This is a genomic window from Streptomyces rubellomurinus, assembly GCF_000961885.1.
Taxonomy (GTDB): domain Bacteria; phylum Actinomycetota; class Actinomycetes; order Streptomycetales; family Streptomycetaceae; genus Kitasatospora; species Kitasatospora rubellomurina.
Map to the genome: position 1 here is coordinate 1 of NZ_JZKH01000210.1, position 2593 is coordinate 2593.

Genomic DNA, 2593 nt, shown 5'->3' on the forward strand with positions numbered 1-2593 from the left:
CGTGGCGGGTGAAGTCGCCGCGCTGGACGAGGTGTTCGAGGCCTGCGAGCGCGACGGCGTCCGGGCCCGCAAGGTCAAGGTGGACTACGCCTCGCACTCGCAGCAGGTCGAGATCATCGAGGCCGAGCTGCTCGCCGCTCTCGCGCCGGTCGAGCCGACCAGCGGCCGGATCCCGTTCTACTCCACCGTCGTCGGCGAGTTCATCGACACGGCGGGCGTGGACGCCGCCTACTGGTACGCCAACCTGCGCGGCCAGGTCGGCTTCGAGCCGGCCATCCGGGCGCTGATCGACAAGGGCATGGGCTGCTTCCTGGAGGCCTCCCCGCACCCCGTCCTCACCATGGCGGTGGGGGACACCGTCGAGGCGGCGGAGGCGACCGGCCGGGTCTCGGTGGTCGGCTCGCTGCGCCGGGACGAGGGCGGCCCGGAGCGGTTCTCCCTGTCGCTGGCCGAGGCCCACGCCGCCGGGGTGAAGGTCGACTGGGAGGCCGTGTTCGCCGGCACCGGCGCGCGGCGCGTCGACCTGCCGACGTACGCCTTCCAGCGCGAGCGGTTCTGGCTCACCCCGTCCGCGCAGGGCGGCGACGTCGTCGCGGCCGGGCTGGACCGGATCGGGCACCCGGTGCTGGCGGCGGCCGTGCAGGTCGGCGACCGCGACGAGTGGGTGTTCACCGGCCGGTTCTCCACCGAGGCGCAGCCGTGGGTGCGCGACCACGTCGTCCTCGGCGCGGTGATCGTCCCCGGCGCCGCGCTGGTCGAACTCGTCCTCGCCGCCGCCCGGCACCTGGGCTGCGAACTCCTCGACGAGCTGGTCTTCGAGGCGCCGCTGATCCTCGACGAGGGTGTCGCCCGGCACGTCAAGGTCACCGTCGGCGCGCCGGGGGAGGACGGGCGCCGCGAGCTGTCCGTCCACTCCCTCGCCGAGGCGGGCACCGGCCCGGACGGCGCCCGCGACACCGTCCGGCACGCCCGCGGCCGGCTCGCCGCCGAGGCCGGGCCCGTGGCGCCGTTCCCCGCCGTGTGGCCGCCGGTCGCCGCCGTCGAGTCCTCCGCCGACGCCCTGTACGAGCGGCTGGCCGACCTCGGGCTCGACTACGGCCGCCTGTTCCAGGGCGTGCAGACGGTGTGGCGGAGCGGCTCCGAGGTGTACGCCGAGGTGGCGCTGCCCGAGGACACGGCCGTCGACGGCTTCGCTGTTCACCCGGCGCTGTTCGACGCCGCGCTGCACGCCAGCATGCTCGACAAGGACGCCGGCTCCGCCCCCGACCTGCCGTTCTCCTGGTCCGGCGTGCGGCTCGGCCGCCCGGCCCCCGCCCGGGCCCGGGTGCGGATCACCGGCGCCGGCGAGTCCGCGTTCCGGGTCGAGGTCGCGGACGGGGACGGCGAGCTGGTCGTCGCCGTCGACAGCCTCGCCGTGCGTCCCGTCGACCCGGCGCAGCTGCGCGCCCGGGGCGAGCAGAACGAGCTGTTCCAGCTGGAGTGGACGCCGGTCACCGGCACCCCGTCGCAGGCCCGGATCGCCGTCCTCGGCGAGCTCGACGCGCCGGGCGAGCGCTTCGCCGACCTGGCCGCGCTGGAGAAGGCGCTGGAAGCCGGCGCGGCCGGACCGGACCTGGTGCTCGCCGCGATCGACGGCGCCGCCGGGGAGGACCCCGCCCGGGCCGCCGGCGCGGTCGCCGAGCGCACCCTCGCGCTCGCCCAACTCTGGCTCGCCAGCGAATGGCTGGGTGAGGCCACGCTGGTCGCGGTGACCCGGAACGCGGTCGCCGTCGGCGCCGAGTCGGTGGACCTCGCGCAGGCGCCGGCCTGGGGCCTGCTGCGCAGCGCGCAGGCCGAGCACCCCGGCCGGTTCGTCCTCGTCGACACCGACGGCGCGGCCGAGCCGGACTGGACCGCCCTCGCGGACCTCGACGAGCCGCAGCTCGCCGTGCGCGCCGGCGCGCTGCTCGCCCCGCGGCTCGGCCGCGCCGCCGCCGGCCCGTCCGGACCGGCGTGGCGGCTGGGCAGCACCGAGAAGGGCTCGCTGGAGAACCTGACGATCCTGCCCTCGGACGGCGCCCGCGCGCTCGGCGTCGGCGAGGTGCGGATCGGGGTGCGGGCCGCGGGCGTCAACTTCCGTGACGTGCTGATCGCGCTCGGGATGTACCCGGGTGAGGCGCCGCTGGGCAGCGAGGCGGCCGGCGTGGTGCTCGAAGTCGGCGCCGACGTCACCGACTTGAAGCCCGGCGACCGCGTCTTCGGCCTGGTGACGGACGCCTTCGGCCCCGTCGCCGTCGCCGACCGGCGGACCGTCGCGCCGATGCCGGCCGGTCTGACCTTCGCCGAGGCGGCCGCGATTCCGGTGGTCTACCTGACCGCCTACTACGGCCTGGTCGACCTGGCCGGCCTGCGGGTGGGCGAGAAGCTGCTGGTGCACGCGGCGGCCGGCGGTGTCGGCATGGCCGCGATCCAGCTGGCGCACCACTTCGGCGCGGAGGTGTTCGCCACCGCCAGTCCCGCCAAGTGGGACGCCGTGCGGGCGCTGGACGTGCCCACCGAGCGGATCGCCAACTCGCGCGACCTGGGCTTCCGCGACGCGTTCCGGGAGGCCACC

General features: G+C 76.5%; 1 protein-coding gene. It reads left to right on the forward strand.

Translation table 11 applies throughout. The annotated features are described in order from the left end of the window. Positions 1-2593, forward strand: a 2593-nt coding sequence (locus VM95_RS37275; RefSeq protein WP_045705756.1) for an acyltransferase domain-containing protein, incomplete at both ends; no start/stop codon positions are given.